Raw genomic sequence first — 20,330 nt, 5'->3', positions numbered from 1 at the left:
AGGTCGGCCGATCCCGACACAGTTCCGCTCAATATATAAAGAAACTTGATAACTGCTCCGACTAAATTAACAATCGGCCGAATGCCTGACCGCCTTTCAGTGAAACGGCCGGCCCAATCTTGCCGTTCATTTAGATGTGCGTCGTCGCGGTGCAGCTTCCGCAAAGCGGACATTGAACTGCAATCGGGATGGAGCGTTAATCAGACGGCTGCAACGCGGACAAAGCCGTCATCTGATTTTGGGACTTCGCTGACGCAGCATCCGTTCGCAGGCGCGGCAAGAATTTTGCTGCAACGCAGTAGATGTCGCCATAGCGGCCATTGCCAAGCGACTTTGATGGTCTTGCCCGAACCGTACTTTCGCCGCATTGTGTCTTTAGCCCAAAGACGTGGTAAAAGCTGCCATCGCCCGAAAGTGACTGAATGTCCGCAATACCACCGTTTTTGGCCTTTGTTTTTGGAAGGGTAGCTGGTTTTGGGCGTTCGTCAGCCCATTCAAACAAGCCGACTTGGCCGAGATAAATGACAAAACAGTTTCAGCGACGGGTAAAATCAACCTAGGTGCTTTGGGCTGTCAGCCAGTCGATGGCGACCCGGATTTGTCGACGCGTCTGATTGCCTTTGCGCACGTCCAGGAAATACCCATGGGTTGGTGTGATGTCCTCGGCGAACAAGCGCACCACTCTGCCTTCGGCCAGATCCTGGTCAATCAGCGGCAGCCATCCTACAATCACGCCCTGGCCTTCCGCAGCACCGCGCAGCAGAACATTGGCGTCCTCAAACACCGGGCCGCGCAATGTGTCTGGAACCCGTACGCCCATTGCTGAAAACCAGTCCAGCCAGCCCCAATGGTTCCGCTGGTGCAGCAGCGGCAGGTGCAGCAGGTCTGCCGGTGTTTCCACAGGGCCGAACCGGCTAAGGAAGGCCTCTGACGCAATCGCCACCGGACTGAGTTCTAGCAGTTTGACGGCCCCTTCCGGCATCTCCGACATGCGCTCCCAGCGGATTACAATATCCACGTTTTCGCGGTCCTGCGCGCCCGGCTGGTACGTCGGCACCACTTCCAGTCCGGTTCCCGGGTGCTGTTCCCAGAAATTGCTGATCCGCGGCATCAGCCACCGGGCGGTGAAAATAGGGCCGGCGGCGATACGCACGGTTCTGCGCGAGGTACGCCTGAGAGCGCGTACGGCGTCTTCGAGCATGCCAAAGGCCTGAACTGCGGTTTCCGCCAGCCGCCGCCCGTCTTCTGTCAGGACCACATCGCGTCCGGAGCGCTTGAACAGCCTGACGCCGAGCTGCTCCTCGAGACCTCGGACATGGTGGCTGATCGCAGTGGGAGTCACAGAGAGGTCCTCAGCCGCAGCGCGGAAGCTGCCCGTTCTGGCGGCGGCTTCGAAGGCGCGCAGGGCGGAGAGCGATGGCAGCATGCAGAATCCAAAGATGAGTACAATTCATTAGTTGCTGAGCAATGACCATTTGTAAATGGGCAGTTCCGGCGCCACGGTTTGGGAGAATTTAGCTGGACTCATGAAATGGCGGCATCCGGAAAACGAAGGCGTGGGCGTAAGGAGCGGCTTAGTGCGACCAGCGAGGCTGGCGACGTCAGGCCGGTGTGGCCCGGGGTTGAAGGCGGGCGGCTGAAACCTCTGGCGTCGGAGGAGGTAGCGCTGGTTGAGGAAACGGCGCTGTCGCTTCTGGAAACGCTAGGGTTGAGCCAGGCCATTCCGTCCATGATCGACAAGGTTTGCAGCGCTGGCGGGCAGCTGACCGAAGACCGCAGGCTGCTGTTTCCGCGGGACCTGGTGCGGTGGGCCGTGGAAGACGCGCAGAAGGCATTCACGCTGTGCGGCCAGGAGCCGGAAAACGATCTGCAGCTCAATGGCGCGCGAGTCCACATGTCGACGGGTGGCGCAGCGCCTGGGGTGTTTGACCTCGACACCGGGGCCTATCGCGACTCGACGCTGGCGGACCTGTATGACGCGGCGCGGATTGTCGACCGGATGGAGAACATCCACCACTTCAGCCGCTCGGTGGTGGCCCGCGACGTCGAGGACAACGCGGCGATGGATCTGAACACCGCCTATGCCTGCCTGATGGGCACCTCCAAGCATGTCTCGATCTCGATCAGCGCCTCGGAGAACGTGCGGCCAATCGCGGATCTCTGCTACCAGATCGCCGGCGGCGAAACCGCCTTCCGGGCGCGGCCCTTCCTGACGGTGATGGTCTGCCACGTGGTGCCGCCGATGCGGTTTGCCGAGGAAGCCTGCGAGGTGCTGGAGGCGGCGCTCAGGGCTGGCTTCCCGGTGCAGCTGATCAGCGCGGGCCAGGCCGGGGCGACCAGCCCCGCCACAATCGCCGGGTCGTTGGTGCAGGCGGTTGCGGAAACACTGGCCGGGCTGGTTTTTGCCCGGCTGGTGGACCCGGAGGCCAAGGCGATCTATGCCCCCAAGCCGCTGGTGGCCGATCTGCGCACCGGGTCGATGTGCGGCGGCGGCGGCGAGCAGGCAGTCCTGATGGCGGGCGCGGCCCAGATGGGGCGGCATTTCGGCCTGCCGGTTTCCTCCATCGCGGGGATCACCGATTCCAAATGCCTGGACGCGCAATACGGCGCCGAGAAATCGCTGGCCGTGGCGATGGCCGCCCATGCAGGGTCCAACATTGTGACCCAGGCGGCGGGCATGCAGGCGAGCCTGCTGGGCGTCAGCCATGCGGCCTATGTGAGCGACAATGACCTGCTGGGCAACATCCTGCGCACGATCCGCGGGGTCGAGGCCACGCCGGAGAATATTGCCGCCGATGTGATCGCCCAGGTGTGCCGCGGCGAAGGCCACTATCTGGGAGAGCAGCACACTTTTGAGCGGATGAAGTCCGACTACTTCTATCCGCACATCGGCGACCGCCGGTCCCCTCGCGAATGGCAGGAGGATGGCGCCCGGCCGGTTGGCGACGTCGCGCGGGACACGGCCCGTGAAATTCTGGGCGCACATTTTCCGCAGCATGTCAGCGATGAGACCGACCGCGCGCTGCGCGCTGCATTTGATATCCGGCTTTCCCGTGAACAGATTGGCAGGCCCGCATGAGCAACAGCGAACTTAGCAGCCGCGCCCTTGCGGCGCTGCCGGGCGGGGTCAGTCACGAACTGCGCTACCGCGCGCCCCATCCGGTCTTCATCGAACGCGCCGCAGGTGCCGAGAAATGGGATGCGGAGGGGCGCCGCTACATCGACTTCAAGATGGGGTCTGCCAGCCAGATGCTGGGCCACGGCCACCCTGCAATTGTTGAGGCGCTGCAACGGCAGGCCGCCCGCGCAATATTCAGTGCCGACTGCCACGCGGCCGAGATCGAGTGGGCGGAATGGGTCAACCGGCTGTTTCCCTGCGCCGAACGCGCCCGTTTCACCGCCTCGGGCAGTGAGGCGACGATGCTGGCGATGCGGCTGGGCCGGGCCTGGTCCGGCAGGGACAAGGTGCTGCGGGTCGACGGCCATTATCACGGCTGGCACGACCACGCATTGAAAGGTGCCAGGGCGGGCAGTTTGCAGGCCGCGTCCCTAGGGGTTCCCGATGCGGTAACCGACCTGATCGAGGTCTGCGCTGCCGACCCGCTGGCAATGCAAGCGGCCCTGCAGGACAACAGCATCGGCACCGTGATTATCGAAGCCTCTGGGGCCAACTATGGCTCTGTACCGCTGCCCGTGGAAACTTTGCGTGCCTTGCATGACGCGGCCCGCGCCGCCGGCACGGTGCTGATCTTTGACGAGATCATCACCGGCCTTCGCTGGTCGCCTGGCGGACGGCAGGCGCGCGACGGCATCGTGCCGGACCTGACGACGCTGGCCAAGGTCGTGACCGGCGGCCTGCCGGGCGGTGCCGTCTGCGGCCGGGCGGAGATCATGGAGCTGATGAACAACGCCGCTGCGCGGGACGGGCTGTCGCCGCCGGTCAGCCACAAGGGAACCTTCAATGGCTCCCCCCTGATTACCGCGGCCGCCTGTGCCGCGATTCCGATTCTGGCAACCGGAGAGGCGCAGGCGCAGGCTGATGTCATGGCAGGGCACCTGCGCAGCGGCGTCAATGCGTTGATGGCGCGGCACGGTATCACCGGGTGCGCATACGGGGACAGTTCAACTTGCCACCTGCTGTTCGGCGCAACTGACCCGGCGGGGCTGAGCCCGGCTGAGATCCGCAGCGTGCCGCCTGCCTTGGTAGTTGGCCTGCGCGACGGCCTGCTGGCGCGCGGTGTGGATCTGATGAGCCATACCTCCTGCGTCACCTCGGCGGCACATACCCCGGAACTGATAGACGAGGCGCTCGACTCCTTTGATGCGGTGTTTGCCACGCTTATCCAGGACGGAGTGCTGCAATGACCCTGCCTTCCCACGCCCGGACCGTGATCATCGGCGGCGGTGTCATCGGCTGCTCCATCGCCTACCATCTGGCCCGCGAAGGGCGCAAAGACATCGTGGTGCTGGAACGCTCCAAGCTGACCAGCGGCACCACCTGGCACGCAGCAGGGCTGGTGCGTCGGCTGCGGCCCTCGGCGACGCTGACCAAGCTGATCAACTACTCGATTGATCTCTATGGCGAGCTGGAGCTCGAAACAGGTCAGGCCACTGGCTGGACCCAGACAGGTTCGCTGACTCTGGCAACCAACCCGGACCGGCTGACCAATATCAAACGGCAGGTATCGCTGGGCCGCGCCTTTGGCCTCGAGGCCGAGGTGGTGGATGCCGCCCGCGCCAGGGAGCTGTGGCCGCTGATCGAGACTGGCGATGTGATCGGCGCGGTCTGGTCGCCAGCGGACGGGCGGGTGAACCCCTCGGACGTGGCGCTGGCGCTGTCCAAGGGCGCCCGGGCGCGGGGAGTGCAGATCATTGAAGATACCGCCGTCACCGGCCTGCAAAAGCAGGGCGGGCGTATTTCCGGCGTCGCGGTGGGCGGTCAACTGATCGAGGCCGATGAGGTGGTCATCGCCTGCGGCCTCTGGTCCCGAGAGGTGGCTGCCATGGCAGGCGCCCATATGCCGCTCTATGCCTGCGAGCATTTCTACATCCTGACCAAGCCATTGCAGGAGGTGCAGGCGCTTGGCAAGGGCGCGCATCTGCCGACATTGAACGATCAGGACGCTTTCCTCTATGCCCGTGACGATGTCGAGGGGCTGCTGGTTGGCTGTTTCGAACCGCATGCCAAAGGCTTGCCCCTGGACCGGCTGCCCAAGGACTTTTCCTTTGACCTCTTGGACGAGGACTGGGACCATTTCATGCCGATGATGGAAAACGCGCTGCGCCGCATTCCCGCCTTGGAGAAGGCCGAAGTGCGGATGCTGCTCAATGGCCCCGAAAGCTTCACCCTCGACAGCCAGTTCATGCTGGGGGAAAGCCCGGAGGTGCCGGGGCTGTTCTTGATGGGCGGTATGAACTCCACCGGCATCGCGTTGGCGGGCGGGGCTGGGCGCGCGATGGCGGAATGGATCATTGCGGGCGAGCCGACGATGGATCTGAACGAGGCCGACATCCGCCGCTTCAGTCCCGAGATGAACGTGCTGGGCGCGCTGGAGGCTCGCATTCCCGAGGTACTGGGCCGCCATTACGACAATCCCTATCCGGGCCGGTCGATGGAGACCGCCCGGGGCCAGCGCCTCTCGCCCATCCACGCGGGTCTGGTTGCGGCCGGTGCAAGGTTTGAAAGCCGCGGCGGCTGGGAGCGGGCGGTGCATTTCGGCGGTGAGGCCGCGCATTTGCCGCGGACCTTCGGGGTGCCTGCCTGGCGCGATCAGGTGGGCAGCGAGGTGGAGGCCTGTCGCAACGGCGCCGCCATCCTGGACCAGAGCGCCTTTGGCAAGATCATGGTCCAGGGGCCGGATGCCTGTGCCTTCCTCAACCATCTCTGCGCGGCGCAGATGGACATTCCTGAGGGCCGTATCGCCTATAGCCAGATCCTGAACCGCAAGGGTGGCATCGAAAGCGATGTCACGGTGCAGCGGCACGGGCCGGAGACCTATCTGCTGATCGCGGGTGCCGGGGAGGTGGTGCGCGACATGAAGCGGATACGGGAGACCAGTGGGGATTTCCGCGTGGAGTTCACCGATGTGACCAGCGGTTATGCGATCCTTGGTCTGGCGGGCGCTCAGGCCCGTGCGGTGCTGCAAGCCACAACAAACAGCTCTGTGCCGGACCTGAAACGCTTTCAATTTGCCGCCGTAGAGGTCGGCCTGGCGCGCGGCTGGGCCGGGCGGCTCAGCTTTACAGGCGAGGAAGGGTATGAACTCTACATACCCGCCGACATGGCGATGGCGGCCTACAAGGCGCTGGTGGCAGCGGGCGCGAGCCACGCCGGGCTTTATGCCAGCGGTTCGCTGAGGATCGAAAGCGGTTTCCGTGCTTTTGGGCATGAACTGGGCCCCGGCACCACGCCGCAGGAGGCTGGATTGGGTGCCTTTTGCGCGTTTGGCACCAGCTTCGCAGGTGAGGATGCGCTGCGGGACCATATCCCGGAACGCCGGATCATCTCGATCCTGTTCGACGACCCGGAGGCGATCCCGATCCATGATGAGCCGGTTTACTACGGCGGCCAAGTTGTGGGCCAGATCACCTCCGCCGCCTGGAGTTACCGCTATGGGCGGTCCGTTGCTCTGGCGATGATTAAGATGTCGCCCGGGGCGCTGCCCTCGGCCGTGTTGGATGGAGGAGTGGTTTCCGGCTTCGAGGTCGAAATTGCCTGCACCCGCTACACCGCCAAGGCGTCGCTGAAGCCCGCCAAAGAGGCCTTTGCCCATGACTGACACCACCCGCACCACGCAGGCTGCCATCATCGGCGGCGGTATCATGGGCGTGGCCGCCCAGTTCCAGCTGGCCGAGAACGGCTGGACCGACACGATCCTGTTTGAGAAGGCCGAGCTCACCTCCGGCTCCACCTGGCACGCAGCTGGGCAGATCGCCCATGCGGTGGGCAGCCGGCTGATGGGCTGGATCAACAAGACCTCCATCGAGACCTACAAGAGGGTCGAGCAGGAGACCGGCCAGAGCATTGGCTGGCATGAAGTTGGCGGTTTCCGCATTGCAACCACTGATGACGAAGTCGACTGGATGAAGTCGATCATGGGGGTCGGTAAATTGCTGGACCTGCCGATGGAATTGGTGGGCCCGGAAGAGGTCACCCGGGTGAACCCCTTCTACATGGTGGACGGCGTCAAGGCGGCCGTTCGCACCTTTGAGGACGGCCATATCGACCCCTCCTCTGTCACCATGGCGCTGGCAGCCGCCACCCGGGCGCGCGGCGCGAAGATCGAGCGACGCAACCGGGTGCTGGGTGCCTCGCGCAAGGGGGACATGTGGCTGCTGCGCACAGAAAAGGGCGATGTGCTGACCGAGCATGTGGTGATTGCAGCAGGGTCTTATGCCAATCAGGTTGGGGAGTGGTTCGGGCTGAAAATTCCGTCTGTCAGCTGCCTGCATCATTATCTGGTGACAGATACCGTGCCGGAATTTCTGGACCGCCCGGAGCTGCCGGTGATGCGCGACAACGCCTATGGCGGTTATATCCGGCAGGAGCAGAAATCCGGCCTGATCGGCATTTACGAGGGCCATGTCTGTCCCACCGTCTGGGAGATGCCGCAGGGCGCGCCCTGGGCTGCAGAGAATGAGCTGTTTGAGGCGGATTACGATGCCATCGGCGATTTTCTGATGGTGGCGTTTGAGAAGATGCCAGTGCTGGCGGAGCTAGGCATCAAACGCGTGGTGCGCGGAGCGATCACCCATACGCCAGATGGCGGCATGCTGGTGGGGCCGTCGGGCGTGCCGAATGTCTGGCTGTCCTGCGGCTCCTCTATTGGCCTGGCTTGGGGCGGCGGCGCGGGCAAGGTGCTGGCTGACTGGATGGTGCACGGCGAGGCCCCGATCAACACCCGCGGTCTTGATCCGCGCCGCTATGGCAATTTCTCGACCGATCATTTCATCGTAGAGCGCACCAAGGACGAGTTTATGCGCCGCCATGATACCCCGTGCCCTGGCAAGCAGTTTAACAGTCTGCGGCCGCTGAACCGCCACCCGCTGTATGACAGGCTGGCCGCCAAAGGGGCGGTGTTCGGCGAGGTCGCAGGCTGGGAGCGGCCCCGGTACTTCGGAAGCCTTGGCGAGGTGGAGCAGATCGGTTGGGGCCATCAGCCCTGGCACGCCAACGCGATGTCGGAGGCCAGGGCAACGCGGGAGGCGGCGGGTGTCATCGACCTTTGCGCCTTTGCCCAGTTTGAGATCACAGGCCGGGATGCTGGCGCACTGCTGGACCGGCTGTCGGCCAACAGGATCCCGTTCCGCGACGGGCGGATGAGCCTCAACCACCTGCTGACAGAGAAAGGCCGGTTCGAGACAGAGATCACCATCTGGCGGATCGCGGAGGGCCGCTATTTCACCGGGTCACCCATTGCCCGCTGCAACCCGGATTTCGGCTGGATCAAGTCGCATATCCGCGACGGCGAAGACGTGCGGATGATCAACCGCAGCCAGGATTGGGGCATGCTGGCGCTCTCCGGCCCTGCCTCGCGCCGGATTCTGGCGGAGCTGACGGATACGGACCTCTCGAACCGGGCGTTCCCGTGGCTGTCCGGGCAGGAGATCACCGTGGCGGGTATTCTCTGTTACGCCCTGCGGGTCTCTTTCGTTGGCGAGCTTGGCTGGGAACTGCACGCGCCGCTGGAGCGCATCGGCGAACTCTACGATGCACTTTTTGGCGCCGGAGAGAAGCACGGGCTGGCAGATCTTGGCTCCTATGCCTTCAACGGGATGCGGATGGAGAAGGCTTACCGTGCCTCCGGCGAGCTTACCACAGACGCGGGCCCGCTGGATGTAGGGCTGGAACGGTTTGTGGTGGCCGAGGGGCGCAACTTCCTAGGCAAGGAGGCTTTGCTGTCTCGCGATCCCGGCTGGGAGCTGTTCTACGCGGAACTGCACTCCAACGGCATCGATATCCACGGCGGAGAGCCAGTGCTTCTGCACAGCAAACCAGTCGGACTCACCACCTCCGGCGGCTACGGCTACACGGTTGGCAAATCGCTGGGCTGGCTGTTTGTCAAGAGGGGCACGCCGCGTGAAGGGCTGAGCGTGCAGATTCTGAATCGGGAATTCGCCGTGACCGTCCATGATGATGCAGTTTTTGACCCGCAAAACCTGCGGCCCCATTCCGAGGATTGAGACAATGACCACAATCGACACCAAGATCACCGGAGGCGAGGCCGTCTACCGCGTTTTGAAGAACAATGGCATTGATACCGTATTTGGCCTGCTGGGCGGGTCGATGCTGGAATTCTATGACGCAATGTATCAGGGCGGCGAAATTGCCTACATTGGTGCTCGGGATGAGCGCGCGGCGGGTCATATGGCTGACGCCTGGGCGCGCATGACCGGCAAGCCCGGGGTGGTGCTGGGGGCGCAAGCGGGACCGGGGGTCGTCAACACCGTGACCGCAGTGGCGGAGGCGCAGCTGGCCTATTCGCCGCTGGTGGTGATTGCTGGCGCCATCACCCGGGCCGACCAGGCTAAGGACACTTTTCAGGAAGTCGATCAAGTGGCCCTGTTTGCGCCGATCTCCAAACGCTCGGTCATGGTCACTGATCCTGTGCGCCTGGCGCCAATGCTGGAGGATGCGATCCGGCTGGCCAATTCGGGCCGCCGCGGGCCAGTTGTGCTGCATGTGCCGCGCGACCTGTTTGCCGCCGAAGTCGCGGCCATAGACCCCAAGCCGGTTAACATTGCCCGCGCGGGGCCAGCGGCGCCGGAAGACATCAGCGCCATCGCTGCAATGCTTTCCACTGCAGAACGTCCGGTGATCTTTGCGGGCGGCGGCTTCAAATGGGGCGGAGGGCGCGCGGCGCTGACCGCCCTGGCGGAAACGCTGGAGGTGCCGGTGGTCGCCTCGACGGGCCATGCCGACGTGATGCGTCACGGCCATCCGTGGTTTGCGGGACAGGCCGGGCCACGAGGCAACCGGGTGGCCAGCCGCCTGACCAAGGAAGCCGACGTGATGGTGGTGCTGGGCGCGCGGCTGGGTTTCAACTCTACCTTTCACAGCAATGATTACGTCGGCGCGGAGACCCGTATCGCCCATGTGGACATCGACGGCTCTGCCGTTGGCCGCTACTTCCCCGCCGAGATCGCGGCGCAGGCCGATGCCAGGCTGACTGCTGAAGCCTTGACCGCAGCCGCGTCGAAACCGATGGCAGATGACTGGAGCGCAACCTTCAAGGCGGACATGGCCAGCCTTGCCGCTGAACGTGCGGAGGAATCGCGGATCGCCACCCTGCCGATGCACCCGCGCCGGGCGCTGGCAGAGATCCGCGCTGCATTGCCGGAAAACGCTATTGTCACCCTGGACACCGGCAACACCTGCCTGCAGGCCGCCGACCGGCTGGCGCACTATGAGCCGATGAGCCTGATTACGCCGCTGGATTTCGGCCTGGTCGGCTTTGGCCTGGCCGCGGCCATTGGCGCCAAGGCCGCGGCACCGGATCGCCCGGTTGTGGCGGTGATGGGCGACGGTGCCGCAGGCTACACGATGATCGAGATCCAGACCGCCATTCAGCACAGGCTGCCGATCATTGTGGTGGTTCTGGATAACGAGGCCTGGGGGGCCGAGAAGGCCTATCAGCAGGAATTTTATGGCGGCCGCCTTCTGGGGGCCGAGATCATCTCGCCGCGCTATGACAAATTTGCGGAACTGTGCGGCGGCAGGGGCATTTGGGTGGATGGTCCCGGTGAATTGGGCCCGGCACTGGAGGCGGCGCTGGCCAGTAATGAGACCACCATCATTCAAGGCAAGATTGATCCGGGTGCGCTGATGACGCTGCGCAAGGATCTGTTCAAGGCACCGCACGAGGACTGAGACCATGACCACCTGGGACACGATCATTATCGGCGCCGGCAATGCGGCCTTTTGCGCCGCCCACGCCGCGCGGGAAAAGGGGGCAAGCGTCCTGATGCTGGAATGCGCACCCGAGGCGGAAAACGGCGGCAATTCCCGCTATACCGCAGGCGCCATCCGCTTTGCCTATGATGGGGTCGAGGACATCCGCGTGCTCTGCCCCGACCTGAGCGATGAACAGGTCGCCATCACCGATTTCGGCACCTACACGCAGGAGCAGTTCTTTGACGACATGTTCCGGGTCACCCGTTTCCGCACCGATCCAGCCTTGTGCGAACGGCTGGTGACCACCTCGCGCGAGACGATGCATTGGATGCGCGGCAAGGGTATCCGCTTCATGCCGATCTACGGGCGGCAAGCGTTCAAAGTTGATGGGAGGTTCAAGTTTTGGGGAGGGCTGACGCTTGAGGCCTGGGGCGGCGGCCCCGGCCTGGTGGATGCACACACCAGAATTGCCAAAGAGGCCGGTGTCGAGATCCGCTATGAAACCCGGGCAGTGGAGATCTTGACCGACGGTTACGCAGTGACCGGCGTCAAGGTCCGCCACGGGGGAGAACTTCAGGATCTTCACGCGAAATCCGTGGTGATTGCCTCAGGCGGCTTTCAGGCCAGCCCGGAGATGCGCACCCGCTACCTTGGCCCCGGTTGGGAGATGGCCCGGGTGCGCGGCTCCCGCTTCAATACCGGCGAAGGCATCAAGATGGCGATGGCGGCGGGTGCCTCCACCTATGGCAACTGGTCAGGCTGCCACGCGGTCGGCTGGGACTACAACGCGCCGGAGTTCGGCGACCTGGATGTGGGCGACGGCTTTCAGAAGCATTCCTATCCCTGGGGGGTGATGGTGAACGCCATGGGGCGCCGGTTTGTTGATGAAGGCGCGGATTTCCGCAACTACACCTATGCCAAATACGGCCGGGTGATCCTGAACCAGCCGGACCAGTTCGCCTGGCAGGTTTTCGACGCCAAGGTAACCCATCTGCTGCGAGACGAATACCGCATCAAGCGGGTGACCAAGGTGACAGCCCCGACGCTGGAGGAGCTTGCGCACAAGCTGGAGGGGGTCGACCCGCAAGGCTTTCTCGATGAAATCCACACCTACAATGCAGCGGTGGATACGGACACGCCGTTTGATCCGAACATCAAGGACGGCCGCGGCACCCGGGGCTTGGCAGTGCCAAAGTCCAATTGGACCAACACCATCGACGAAGGTCCGTTCGAAGCCTACCAGGTTGGTTGCGGCATCACCTTCACCTTCGGCGGGCTGAGGATCGACCCGGACAGCGCGCAAGTCCTGGACAATGACCTTGCGCCGATCCCCGGCCTGTTCGCGGCAGGGGAACTGGTCGGCGGGGTCTTCTATTTCAACTATCCTGGCGGGACCGGCTTGATTAGTGGATCTGTCTTCGGCCGGCTGGCGGGGGCGCATGCCTTTTGCGGATAGGGGCAGCTGACTTTCTAGAATGGAGACGGGCAGGCCACTGGGTTTAAATGAATGGGCTGATGGCTGCGCCGCCTGCACTACATTGCATGATGAAATCACTTTCCGGAAACTGTTGTCTTTGACTGGCATGCCAGCTTTCTGACAAGTATCAGCCGTACGCTGATCCCGCAGAATCCGGCATTCTGGGCTGATTCCGTTGAAAAAGCCGTTCGTTCCCGAATTCGGGTGTGAGCTATAGCGTTGATTTTGTTGGTCCAGCCGAAGCTGGCCTCGCCCTTTATCCTATGGCGGTGATCGACGGCTTGAGCTTTGCGAGCTTCCGGAAGTTCTGGGCGGTAGCTGCGAGGGTGAATTCGTCTTGAACGCCGCACGGGCCTCGTAATTGGAGTCGTCCAAGGCCGAGAATACGTTTGAGGTAGTTGTCACGTTAATCTTCGCTCGGTTGCTTGTGCCTTTTATTGGACGTTGGTGGCGTCGATGAATTCATCGTTGATCAGCTACAAGCGCCACCGATTTCCTCAAGGGATCATCACCCATGCGGTGTGGCTGTACGAACGCTTCGATCTGAGCCCACGGGAAGTTGAGGAATTGTTGCTGCAGCGCGAGATCGATGTTTCCTATTAGACCATTCGCCGTTGGGTCATCAAGTTCGGACCTCTGATCGCTCGAAATTCGCGAAAACGTCAGGGTCGGTCTGGCGATGTCTGGCATCTGGATGAAATTGTAGTGAAAATCTCCGGTCGCAAATATTGGCTTTGGCGCGCGGTCGGTCAACATGGTATTGTGCTGGGCGAAATACTCCAACTGAAACGGGATAAACGGGCCGTCAAACGGCTGTTTCGTCGCCTGATAAAGCGTCTCGGTTTCATTCCCAAGCGGATCATCACAGACACGCTGCGCTCATATAGCGCCGCCAAGCGGGAGACAGTGCCGGGATTGGATAATTGGGCACACAAAGGCTTGAACAACTGCGCTGACAACAGTCATCAGCCATTTCGGAAGCGAGAGCGGACTATGCGGGGATATCGATCTCCTAGGGACTTGCAGTGGGTCGTAGCCGCCCACTCAGCCGCCCGGAATTGTTTCTGCGTCCCCACTCGCCGTCGCACAGCCTTAACAATTCTATATCACCGTCTTGAGGCATTTGATGCCTGGAATGCCACCAATGGAGCGGATTAAAGTCACGGCATCAGCATTCATTGTTGGGCCGGAAGTTAACGTGACAACTTCGCGTGGCCTCCTTTACATTTAGTACAAGACCATACGGTTGTGTTGTGAGTTTTGGCCCGGAATTGACGGAACCGCGTTCCTTGGTGTTTGTTGCCTTCAAATCAACCGTGAGCAGGTTTCAGCATGATCTGGATTGTCGTGTTGTTGGCTCAAAACACTCATGAAAAGTTTGGTGATGCGTGTTGGCGCGGGTTGCCTACGGGTCACAGCCGCAAATCGCGTTCGATACTGAGTTTTGCTGGGCAAAACCTTCTTCATCATATTCTGGTCGACAAATTGCTGGGCAAGGTGGTCTGGCAGATACCCAAGATACCGGCCTGAAAGAATCAAAACAGCGAGAGCCTGTTCGCTCTGTACCTTTGCCGCCCGCTTAAAGCCCAATTGCTGACCAACGATGAGATTTGGGGAATTTACACTGAGGCCCGCATAGTTGAACTTGCGCAACTCGTCCACGCTTAGATCGGACTCTGATCGCTCGAACAAGGGGTGCTCGTTGCCGCAGTACAGGAACATGTCTTCTCCATACAGCGGTATATAATCAAGACTGGCTGAGGGACGGTGCAACGCAATGATCCCGATATCCAGATGCCCGGTAATAACCATGGTTTCAATCACGTTGGGGGGTTCCACCGAAAGCTCGATTTGAACGGCGGGCGCAGCCTCGTTGAACTTGTGAATCGAGCGGGCCAACCGCGCCTCCGGGTTTGAGGTGCATTGATCGAACAGCGCCACACGAATGGTTCCCGCCAGTTGCTCCTTGATTTCGTTCACTTCGGTTCGAAACTGCGAGACGGAAATCAGCAAGTCTTCAGCGGCGCGCAGCACCTTTGCCCCGTCTTCTGTCAGCGAGAAACCGGAAGGCCCTCGATTGCAGAGTTTCAGGTCCAGACGCAGCTCAAGGTCCGAGATGTGTTTGGAGATTGTCGATTTGCCGATGTTCAACTCAACCTCGGCTGCCGAAAGCCCGCCACTTTCAACAACGGTTTTGAACACCCGCAACAGCCGGATATCGGCGTCGCCTATTCGTGTGGACAGTGTGTCGAGCTTCATTCTGCAAGTTCGATATATGTGAAACCTATCGCGCAAAGTTTAGCAACGAAGAAACACTTTGCGCAAGCTAGGTTTTCCGCGCCGAGGCAGAATCGGACTGGCCAACTCTCCCCTGGTCAGCGCGCACCTCGAAACCTGACAAAAGGGAGGAAATCCATGTCATTCATCAACAAGCTTGGCACCTTCACCGCCGCTGTATCCGTAGCGGCGCTGATGGTTGCAGGCGCGGCTGACGCGAAAAACTTCAAGATCGCGGTCGGCGACAGTGCAGGCAGCCCGCAGGAAGCGACCGGCAAGTTCTTTGTCGAAGCGCTTGAGGCGAAATCGGGCGGCGAACACACCGGCACGTTGTTCCTGAACGGTCAGCTGGGCTCGGAACAGGACACCGTGAACGAAGCGGCCATCGGCACGCTGGACATGTCGCTGCTGGCGATCAACAACGTCACCCCGTTCTCGCCTTCGGTGGGCGTATTCACCCTGCCCTACGTCATTCTGAGCCTGGAAGACGCCGAAACCCTGACCCAGGGCCCGATCGGCCAGGAACTGACCGAAAACACAATCCGTGACGCAGGCGTGCGCATCATTGCGTGGACCTATACCGGCTTCCGCCGCCTGACCAACTCGAAGAAACCTGTAACTTCGGTTGCCGACCTGCAGGATCTGATCATCCGCGTTCCCAAGAACGAGATCATGATCGAAACCTACAAGGCCTGGGGCATCAACCCGACCCCGATGGCCTGGTCGGAAACCTTCACCGGCCTGCAGACCAAGGTCGTTGACGGTCAGGACAACCCGTACATGACCATCAACGCGATGAAGTTCTATGAAGTGCAGGACCACGTCACCAACCTGCGTTACATCTTCTCGATCGAACCGCTGATTATTTCCGAGGCCGTGTTCCAGAGCCTGAGCGAAGAAGAGCAGCAGATGATTCTGGAAGCAGGTCAGGAAGCGACCCTGAAATCCGCTCAGTTCCTGCGCGACTCGGAAGCCGCGATCAAAGAAGAGCTGGTCGCCAAGGGCATGGAAATTGTTGATCCCGAAAACGACGAGGCCGAGTTCATCGAACTGGCGACCGGTGCCGTATGGCCGCAGTTCTACGAGTCCATCGGTGGCGTCGAAAAGCTGAACGCTGTTCTCGAAGCCATCGGCCGCGATCCGGTCCAGCAGTAATCGCCGCAGAGCGATGCAGGGAAGAGCGCCACGGCGCTCTTCTCATCTCAGGGAGGAGGGAAACCACATGTTCTGGAAATTTCTGGACAATATAGAAAGCGTCATATGCCGGATTTTGTTATCCGGTTTCGTCTGCCTTTTGTTCGTACAGATCGTCGCGCGCGAAGTCTTCGGCTTTTCGATCAGCTGGATCGAGGAACTCTCGGTCTACATGTTCGTCTGGTTCGTCTATTTCGGCGCCAGTTACGCCGCCCTGAAGGGCGCGCATAACCGCGTGACGTTCCAGTTCAAGTTCCTGCCCGACGGCGCGATTAAGTATATCGAAGCCTTTGCCGATCTCTTCTGGCTCTTCTTCAACGTCTACTTCCTCTATCTGGCGACGGACTTTGTTTTCAACAAAATGAACAAGTTCTGGAAGTCCCAGACGTTGGGCATCGAGATGAAGTACATCTACATGGTGCTGCCCATCGCCTTTGCGCTGATGACCTTCCGCATCCTTCAGGTGAACTACCGCCGCCTGATCAAGGGCGAGGAAATTCACGACCCCGATCAGATCGACCTCGACGAAATCAAAGCTGCCACTGAAGCAGCCAAGAACGACTAAGGGCCGGGAGGACACGTCATGGAATCCGAAATCGTCACAATCCTATTTGGATCGTTTCTTCTTTTGTTGCTCATCGGCGCACCGATCACGGTTGCCCTGGGTGTGGCTTCGCTATTTTCGTTCCTGTATCTGGGCGAAAACCCCATCAAATTCGTGCAGATCGCCTTTACTTCGGTGGGAGCCTTCCCGCTGATGGCGCTGCCCGCCTTTATCCTGGCCGGAGCCCTGATGGAGGCCGCCGGGATATCAAAACGGCTTATCAATGTCGCTGAAAGTCTGGCCGGCCCCTTCACCGGCGGCATTTCGGCGGCAACTGTCATGGCCTGTCTGTTTTTTGGCGCCATCTCGGGTTCCGGCCCGGCAACAACCGCGGCGGTGGGGATGCTGATGATCCCTGCAATGATCAACCGCGGATATGAGCGCGGCTATGCCTCGGCGATCACGGCCTCCTCTGGCGGCCTCGGGATTATCATTCCTCCCTCCATCCCGATGGTGATTTTCGGCATTGCCGCGCTCGGCATGGCACCACCGCCCGAAGCGGTCGAGAAATTCGGCACCTTCCAATCGGTCTCAATCTCGAAACTGTTCATCGCAGGTTTTGTTCCGGCCTTCCTGATTGCCACCAGCCTGCTGATCCTGAATTTTTTCATGTCCAAAAAGCGCGGCTACAAGGGATCGGCCGAAGGCTGGTCCATCCGTAACGTGTTCTGCGAGATGTATCGCGGGTTCTGGTCGCTGATGGCACCGCTGGTGATCCTGGGCGGTATCTACACCGGCTTCTTCACCCCGACCGAGGCCGCAATTGTCGCGATCTTCTACACGCTGGTCGTAGGTGTGGTCATCTACCGCGAACTGACCTGGCAATCGCTGTTCCAGTCGCTTGAGGCCACGACGTGGCTGACTGGGCGGGTGCTGCTGATCCTGTTCACCGCAACCGTATTCGGCCGCCTGCTGGTGGAAAACCAGATCCCGGCGATCATCGCCGACTCGATGCTCAGCTTTACCGACAACCTTTATTTGATCTGGGCGCTGATCATCTTCTTCCTGCTGTTTGTCGGCATGTTCATGGAGACGCTGGCCACTATCCTGATCCTGGTTCCGGTGATGCTGCCGGTGGCCTATTCGGTGGGCATTGATCCGATCCACTTTGGCGTGGTGATGGTCTGTACCCTGGGCATCGGCTTCCAGACCCCGCCGCTGGGTGAGAATCTGTTCATCGCCTCGGGGATTTCGAACATCTCGATCGAGCAGATCTCGCTGCGGGCGCTGCCGTTTGCTGCCGCCAATACCGCCGCGATCTTCATCATCGCCTTCTTCCCTGAACTGTCGCTGTGGCTGCCACGGCTGCTGGGCTACTGACCCGGAAAGGATGACGACATGAAACAACTGGTCACCAACATCCTGTTTGCCACCGACCTGTCGGCGAACTCACCCCACGCCCTGCGTCATGCCGCCAGCATCGCGCAGGCGACCGGAGCGCAGATTCACGTCCTACACGTCAACGAGCCGCTTTCAGATGACGTCAAAATCACGATGGAAATGTTCATCCTGAACGAGGAGACCCGCAAAACCGCGCAGTCGCGCCGCCACGAAATGGTGCGCCAAGTGTTGGCCGAACGGCAGGCCAAGTTCTGGGCCCGTTTCGAAGGCGATGATGCCAAGATCCGCGAACAGGTCACCTCGGTCGAGGTCACCGATGGCCACCCGGCCGAAGTGATCCTGCGCCGTTCGGTGGAGATGGGCTGCGATCTGATCGTTCTGGGCGCGCATGACCATGGCTTCTCGCACACCTTCCTGGGCACTGTCGCGAAACGCGTTTTGCGGCGGTCCAAAATCCCGACACTGATCGTTCCGAACCCGGACGACACGTAACACCCCCTCTGAAAAGGAAACACAAAATGAGCAAAACCCTGACGGCGCAGGACCTGGCCGACACGTTCGACGCGTTCAACCGTCACGACATCGACGGTGTGATGACCCATTTCGCCGATGATTGCGTGTTCTACACCGTCGCCGGAGACGAGAAATACGGCAACAAAGTCGAAGGTGCCGAAGCCATCGCCGCCGCCTTCTCTGGCGTGTGGGCCGGCATGAAGGACGCCCATTGGGATCACCACAGCCATTTCGTGCATGGTGACCGGGCCGTATCGGAATGGACCTTTTCCGGCACCGATGCCAACGGCATGCGGATCGAGGCTGAAGGCGCCGATCTGTTCACTGTGCGTGACGGGAAAATCATCGTGAAACAGGCGCTTCGCAAAACGCGCCCAATGTTCAAAGCCTGATCCGCCGCCCTGCGCGCAGCTTCGGAGAAAAACAAGAATGGTGGACAACAGCATCCCGCGTCACTGGCCCAAGGCCAGTTATGATCCCAAGTATGACCCCATCATAGATGCGGGTCCGGGTCACAATCGCGACCACGCGCCAACCTATTGGATTGGCACCGCAGGCACGCCGCCCGCTGATGATGGCCCAGTATCCAGTGACATGGACGCCGACGTCGTTGTCATCGGCTCGGGCTATACCGGCCTGTCGACCGCCATTCATCTGGCCAAGGAACATGGCATTCAGGCCGTGGTTCTGGAGGCAAACACCGTGGCCTGGGGCTGTTCGACCCGCAATGGCGGGCAGGCCCAGATTTCATCCGGGCGCCTGAAGCGCTCGCAGTGGATCGAGCGGTGGGGCATTGATGTCGCCAAGGGCATGCACGCAGAGGTGACCGAAGCCTTTGAGCTGTTCAATAATCTAATCGCGTCGGATGATATCGACTGCGATCCGCAGCCGGGTGGGCATTACTATATTGCTCACCGGGACAAGGTGATGCCGTCGCTCAAGAAAGAGAGCAAGCTGCTGAACGATGTGTTCGGCTATGACTCCCGCATCATCTACCGCGATGAATTGCACGAAAGCCACGTGCGGGACATGGAGGCAGCAGGCGCCATGTGGGAGCCTGATGGCACCTGCATCCATGCCGGCAAGCTGGCCTTTGGTTATGTCAACATGGCCCGCCGGTTGGGCGTGAAAATCCACACTGGCAGCCCGGTGATGGGATGGGAGACCAAAAGCGGCGTTCATCATCTGCGCACGCCGGGGGGCATAGTCCGGGCAAAGACCGTAGCTCTGGCGACCGCCGGCTACACGCCACCCGGCTTGAACAATCGGACGAAACATCGCCTGATGCCGATTCTGTCGAATTCGATGGTCACCCGGCCGTTAACCCAGTCCGAGCTGGACGAATGCGGCATTCAGACCAAGTCGCCCCTGACCGATACCCGCACGCTGCGGCACTACTATCGCCTGTTGCCGGACAACAGGATGCAGATCGGCAGCCGCAGTGCGGTGACAGGGCGGGATGCTGAAAACGACAAGCATTTGGAACAGCTGAAAAAAGGTCTTGCCCGCAAGTTCCCGGCGCTGGAAGACATCAACCTCGACTACTCGTGGTGGGGGTGGGTCGATGTCAGCCACGACATGATGCCGCGTATCTTCCAGCCAGACCCTGATCAAAGCGTGTTCTACGCGATGGGGTATGGCGGCAACGGCGTGATGTATTCAGCCCAGGCCGGGCGACGCATGGCGCAGTTGGTTGCCGGTGAAAAGGACAAGGCATTTGACCTGCCAATATTCACGTCGCCTCTGCCAAGCCACGGCATCCTCACACCTTTCCGACGATTGGGCCAGCGCATGGCTTATGTCGGCTACTACCTCAGGGATGAAATTCTCTAACTCACCAACGCTTTGACGTCTCAAACAAGGACAGACACAGATGAAAATGACCACGGAAGAGGCCTTTGTTAAGGTTCTGCAGCTTCACGGTATTGAACATGCCTTTGGCATCATCGGTTCGGCGATGATGCCGATCTCGGATATTTTTGGGAAAGCCGGCATCACCTTCTGGGATTGCGCGCATGAAGGCTCGGGCG

Annotated in this window: 16 protein-coding genes and 2 pseudogenes; 14 read left to right on the top strand and 4 right to left on the bottom strand. The window is 60.9% G+C overall.

Going from position 1 to position 20,330, the window contains the following annotated elements; translation table 11 throughout:
• Positions 1-196: 196 nt before the first annotated feature.
• On the bottom strand, positions 197-502 hold the full coding sequence (locus ACR0KW_RS22210) for a hypothetical protein (protein ID WP_480806958.1): 306 nt from the start codon (positions 500-502) through the stop codon (positions 197-199).
• A 54-nt stretch (positions 503-556) separates the two neighbouring features.
• Positions 557-1,426, bottom strand: a complete 870-nt coding sequence (locus ACR0KW_RS22205; protein WP_480806957.1) for a LysR substrate-binding domain-containing protein — start codon at positions 1,424-1,426, stop codon at positions 557-559.
• Positions 1,427-1,531: 105 nt separating this feature from the next.
• Between ACR0KW_RS22205 and ACR0KW_RS22200 the strand changes: the two genes are divergently transcribed.
• From ACR0KW_RS22200 to tcuA, 6 genes are read left to right on the top strand one after another with little or no spacing between them, the layout of a single operon-like run.
• Positions 1,532-3,079 carry a trimethylamine methyltransferase family protein gene (locus tag ACR0KW_RS22200; RefSeq protein ID WP_480806956.1) on the top strand — a complete coding sequence of 516 codons (1,548 nt, stop codon included), beginning with the start codon at positions 1,532-1,534 and terminating at the stop codon, positions 3,077-3,079.
• Positions 3,076-4,365, top strand: coding sequence for an aspartate aminotransferase family protein (locus ACR0KW_RS22195; RefSeq protein WP_480806955.1), 1,290 nt, complete (start codon positions 3,076-3,078; stop codon positions 4,363-4,365). The genes ACR0KW_RS22200 and ACR0KW_RS22195 overlap by 4 nt, the downstream gene beginning before the upstream one ends.
• Positions 4,362-6,779, top strand: coding sequence for a GcvT family protein (locus ACR0KW_RS22190; protein ID WP_480806954.1), 2,418 nt, complete (start codon positions 4,362-4,364; stop codon positions 6,777-6,779). The genes ACR0KW_RS22195 and ACR0KW_RS22190 overlap by 4 nt, the downstream gene beginning before the upstream one ends.
• Positions 6,772-9,183 (top strand): FAD-dependent oxidoreductase, encoded by a 2,412-nt coding sequence (locus ACR0KW_RS22185; RefSeq protein WP_480806953.1) that lies wholly within the window; start codon positions 6,772-6,774, stop codon positions 9,181-9,183. The genes ACR0KW_RS22190 and ACR0KW_RS22185 overlap by 8 nt, the downstream gene beginning before the upstream one ends.
• 4 nt (positions 9,184-9,187) lie before the next feature.
• Complete coding sequence (locus ACR0KW_RS22180) at positions 9,188-10,870, top strand: thiamine pyrophosphate-binding protein (protein ID WP_480806952.1); 1,683 nt, start codon at positions 9,188-9,190, stop codon at positions 10,868-10,870.
• 4 nt (positions 10,871-10,874) lie between these two features.
• A complete protein-coding gene (gene tcuA, locus ACR0KW_RS22175; RefSeq protein ID WP_480806951.1) occupies positions 10,875-12,350 on the top strand; it encodes an FAD-dependent tricarballylate dehydrogenase TcuA in 1,476 nt (491 codons plus the stop codon).
• Positions 12,351-12,627: 277 nt separating this feature from the next.
• Here the strand turns inward: tcuA and ACR0KW_RS22170 are convergent.
• Positions 12,628-12,768, bottom strand: a pseudogene (locus tag ACR0KW_RS22170) (IS5/IS1182 family transposase); the annotation flags it as partial.
• A gap of 59 nt (positions 12,769-12,827) precedes the next feature.
• On the opposite strand from ACR0KW_RS22170, the pseudogene ACR0KW_RS22165 reads away from it, so the two are divergent.
• A pseudogene (locus tag ACR0KW_RS22165) lies at positions 12,828-13,529 on the top strand (IS6 family transposase).
• Positions 13,530-13,676: 147 nt separating this feature from the next.
• Here the strand turns inward: ACR0KW_RS22165 and ACR0KW_RS22160 are convergent.
• On the bottom strand, positions 13,677-14,630 hold the full coding sequence (locus ACR0KW_RS22160; protein WP_480806950.1) for a LysR family transcriptional regulator: 954 nt from the start codon (positions 14,628-14,630) through the stop codon (positions 13,677-13,679).
• 156 nt (positions 14,631-14,786) lie between these two features.
• On the opposite strand from ACR0KW_RS22160, the gene ACR0KW_RS22155 reads away from it, so the two are divergent.
• The 7 genes from ACR0KW_RS22155 to ACR0KW_RS22125 all read left to right on the top strand — a co-directional run.
• Positions 14,787-15,803, top strand: coding sequence for a TRAP transporter substrate-binding protein (locus ACR0KW_RS22155; protein ID WP_480806949.1), 1,017 nt, complete (start codon positions 14,787-14,789; stop codon positions 15,801-15,803).
• A 67-nt stretch (positions 15,804-15,870) separates the two neighbouring features.
• The gene (locus ACR0KW_RS22150) at positions 15,871-16,407 is read left to right on the top strand and encodes a TRAP transporter small permease (protein WP_170406393.1); all 537 of its coding nucleotides are present in this window, start codon (positions 15,871-15,873) and stop codon (positions 16,405-16,407) included.
• 18 nt (positions 16,408-16,425) lie between these two features.
• Positions 16,426-17,766, top strand: coding sequence for a TRAP transporter large permease (locus ACR0KW_RS22145; RefSeq protein WP_170329028.1), 1,341 nt, complete (start codon positions 16,426-16,428; stop codon positions 17,764-17,766).
• Between the two features lie 18 nt (positions 17,767-17,784).
• Positions 17,785-18,279, top strand: a complete 495-nt coding sequence (locus ACR0KW_RS22140) for a universal stress protein (protein ID WP_170329029.1) — start codon at positions 17,785-17,787, stop codon at positions 18,277-18,279.
• 26 nt (positions 18,280-18,305) lie between these two features.
• Positions 18,306-18,692, top strand: a complete 387-nt coding sequence (locus ACR0KW_RS22135) for a nuclear transport factor 2 family protein (protein ID WP_155142170.1) — start codon at positions 18,306-18,308, stop codon at positions 18,690-18,692.
• Between the two features lie 37 nt (positions 18,693-18,729).
• On the top strand, positions 18,730-20,133 hold the full coding sequence (locus ACR0KW_RS22130; protein WP_480806948.1) for an NAD(P)/FAD-dependent oxidoreductase: 1,404 nt from the start codon (positions 18,730-18,732) through the stop codon (positions 20,131-20,133).
• A 40-nt stretch (positions 20,134-20,173) separates the two neighbouring features.
• On the top strand, positions 20,174-20,330 hold a 157-nt coding region (locus ACR0KW_RS22125), incomplete at its 3' end, for a thiamine pyrophosphate-binding protein (protein ID WP_480806301.1).

The sequence above is a fragment of the Ruegeria sp. CG11 genome (assembly GCF_056537245.1).
The sequence above is the reverse complement of the archived record's forward strand: the minus strand, read 5'-3'. Positions and strand labels throughout refer to the sequence as shown.